Here is a 3,218-nt window from a genome sequence, read left to right as displayed (position 1 = left end):
CCGCCGGCGAGCTTGGCCATGCGGGGGTCGAGGTTGACGGGGTTCTCCTCCTTGCCGTCCTCGGGCAGGCGCAGCACCTCGCCGATCTGGTCGATCAGGAGGCCGTAGGATTCGCCGCGCAGGTCGACGCCGACCGCCATCGCCGTCTTGCCGTCCTCAGGTCTGGGCAGGCCGAGACGGGCGCGCATGTCGACCACGGTGACGATGCGGCCGCGCAGGTTCAAGACGCCGGCGATCTCGCGCGAGGACAAGGGCACGCGGGTGACGCGCTCGGGCATGAACACGTCCTGGACGCGGGAGATCGGCAGCCCGAACAGCTGGCCGCCGATCATCGCGGTGACGTATTCGACCATGGTGCCTTCGCTGGCGTGGGTCTTGCTGCTCATCGATCTCTCCTTGTCGCCCTTACGCCGCCGCCCGGCTCAGCTCGGAGGCGCCGGCGGCGCCCGCGGTCTGCTCCTTCAGCGCCGCGATCAGACCGGGACGGTCGAACTTGGCGACATAATCGTGGAAGCCGGCCTGGCGGCCGCGCTCGATCGCCGCCGGCGACACCAGCGCCGAGAGGCCGATGATCGGCGTCGCGGCGAGATTGTTGTCGGCGCGGATCACTTCGGCGAACTCGAACCCGTTCATGTCCGGCATCTCGATGTCGGTCAGGATCACGTCGAAGTTTTGCGCGCGCAGCGCGGCGAGGCCCTCCTGCGCGCCTCCCGCGGTGCGGACGCGGTAGCCGGCGGCCTTCAGCACCGGCGCCAGCATGTTGCGGAAGAACGCAGAGTCGTCGACCAGCAGCACCGACTGCGAGTGCATCGACGGCCGCATCTCCTTGCGGGTGAACCAGTCGGCGAACGCCATCGGCAGGAAGTGGCCGACGTCGATCACCTCGGTGGCCTGGCCCTTGATCACCGCCGAGCCGAGAATGCCCGAACCCGAACCGCCGACCTCGATGTTGAGCCGTTCCTCGACGATGTCGATGATCTCGTCGACGACGAGGCCCATGGAGCGGCCGTCGTCGGCGAACACCAGGATCGGCTGGGCGCCCTGGCTGGCAATGGTGACGCCTTCCATGGCGACCAGCGGCATCAGCTGCTCGCGGTACTGCACCATGTAGCGGCCGTTACTGAACTCGATCTTGTCGGCCGGCAGCTCTTCCAGGCGCGTGACGAGGCCGAGCGGGACCGCCTTGGGCTGCGACGAGCCGGCGCGGAACACCAGCAGCGAGGTGGTCTGCTCGCCCGAGCCGATGTGATGGCCGGCCGCGTCATCCGCCATGTCGTGGGCCGAGGAGCCGGCGGCGCCGAGCGCCTTGGCAATGCCGTTGGGATCGATGATCATGATCACCGCGCCATCGCCCAAGATGGTGTTGCCGGAGAACATGTCGATGTGACGCAGCTTGGTCGACATCGGCTTGACCACGATCTCTTCGGTGTGGAACACGCCGTCGACGACGATGCCGAAGGTCTGGCTGCCGACCTGCGTCACCACGATGAAGCCGTTCTCGGGATCGCTGGCGGCGCCGTCGTCGATCTTCAGGAGCTTCTTCAGGTGGATCAGCGGCAGCAGCTTGTTGCGCAGCCGCAGCACCGCGGTGTCCTTGATGCGCTCGATGCGGTGCTCGCTGTTGGCGCGGGCGCGGACCAGCTCGACCACCGAGAGCTGCGGAATGGCAAAGCGGTCGCCGGCGGCTTCCACGATCAGGGCCGAGACGATGGCGAGCGTCAGCGGGATCTTGATGGTGACCGAGCTGCCCTCGCCGGCCACGCTCTTGATGTCGATGGTGCCGCCGATCTGGTCGATGTTGGTGCGCACCACGTCCATGCCGACGCCGCGGCCCGAGACCGAGGTGATGGCGGCGGCGGTGGAGAAGCCCGGCGCGAAGATGAACTTGTGGATCTGGGCTTCGCTCATCTTCTCCAGCTCGGCCTCGGTGACGAGACCTGACGAGAGCGCCTTGGCCTTGATCTTCTCGGTGTTGAGGCCGCGGCCGTTGTCGGCGATGCAGATGATGATGTGGCCGCCCTCGTGATAGGCGGAGAGGCGAATGGTGCCCTGCTCGCCCTTGCCGCTGGCGAGGCGCTCGGCGGGGGTCTCCAGGCCATGATCGGCGGAGTTGCGCACCATGTGGGTGAGCGGGTCCTTGATCAGGTCGAGCACCTGGCGGTCGAGCTCGGTGTCGGCGCCGTGCATCTCCAATTCGATCTGCTTGCCGAGTTCGCTCGAGAGGTCGCGGACGATGCGCGGCAGCTTCTGCCAGGCATTGCCGATCGGCTGCATGCGCGTCTTCATGACGCCCTCCTGCAGCTCGGCGGTGACGTTGGAGAGGCGCTGCAAGGGCACCTTGAACTCGGTGTCCTCGTTGCGGCGGGAGATCTCCAGCAGCTGGTTGCGGGTCAAGACCAGCTCGGAGACCATGGTCATCAGATGCTCCAGCGTATCCACGTTGACGCGGATCGACTGGTTGGCGACGCGGTCGCCCTCGCTCGCCGTCTCGTCGGCCATCGACTTCTTCGGCGCCGGCTTGGCGGGTTTTGCCGCCTCCTTCGCGACCGGTGCTTCGGCGGCCGGCGCAGGCGCGGCCTCAGCTTTGACAACAGGCACCGGCGCTTCGATCGCGGTCTCGCGGAAGGCGCGCTCGAGCTCGTCGAGCGAGACTTCGCCCGGACGCAACGGGCGCTCCAGGGTCTGCTCGACCAGCGAGCCCGTGGTCATCTGCTTGGCCGGCGCAGCAGCCGGGGCATCCGGCGCCAGCGGCGGAGCGTCAGCAACCGGAATGGTGCCGCTCGGCATCGGCTGCGCCGAGCCGGACGCGATCGGCGAAGCCGACGCCGACATCGCCGCCATGCCCTGCTCGACCATCGCTTCCAGCTTGTCGATGAGGTCGCGGTCGTTGCCCTCAGGCTCGGCTTCGGTCGCCTCGAGACCTGCCAAAATCTCCTTGATGCGGTCGATCGAGGACAGGATCACCGTCACCGCCTGCCCGGTCACCGGCATGCCGTCACGGAATTTGCCCATCAAGGTCTCGCCGGCATGCGCCAGCGCTTCCAGCCGCGGCAGGCCGAGGAAGCCGCAGGTGCCCTTGATGGTGTGGACCAGGCGGAAGATGTTATCCAGGATCTTGGCGTTGTTCGGCTCCTGCTCGAACTTCACCAGCTGGTTGTCCACGGTGTCCAGGCTCTCGCTGGTCTCCGTCAGAAACTCCCGCAACAGATCATCCATGA

2 protein-coding genes are annotated in these 3,218 nt (G+C 67.2%); both read right to left on the bottom strand.

The genetic code is table 11. The features are described from left to right. Positions 1-386: chemotaxis protein CheW (locus EAV90_RS38875; RefSeq protein WP_129146447.1), on the bottom strand; the 386-nt coding region annotated here is incomplete at its 3' end. Between the two features lie 19 nt (positions 387-405). Beyond that, the gene (locus tag EAV90_RS38870; protein ID WP_129146446.1) at positions 406-3,216 is read right to left on the bottom strand and encodes a hybrid sensor histidine kinase/response regulator; all 2,811 of its coding nucleotides are present in this window, start codon (positions 3,214-3,216) and stop codon (positions 406-408) included. Between the last annotated feature and the right edge of the window lie 2 nt (positions 3,217-3,218).

It is taken from the genome of Bradyrhizobium vignae (genome assembly GCF_004114425.1).
Lineage (GTDB): Bacteria > Pseudomonadota > Alphaproteobacteria > Rhizobiales > Xanthobacteraceae > Bradyrhizobium > Bradyrhizobium vignae.
The sequence above is the reverse complement of the archived record's forward strand: the minus strand, read 5'-3'. Positions and strand labels throughout refer to the sequence as shown.

What these genes read in the sequence shown, in the direction of transcription:
- EAV90_RS38870 (WP_129146446.1), bottom strand. Translation starts at nt 3,216, where the DNA reads ATGGATGATCTGTTGCGGGAGTTTCTGACGGAGACCAGCGAGAGCCTG.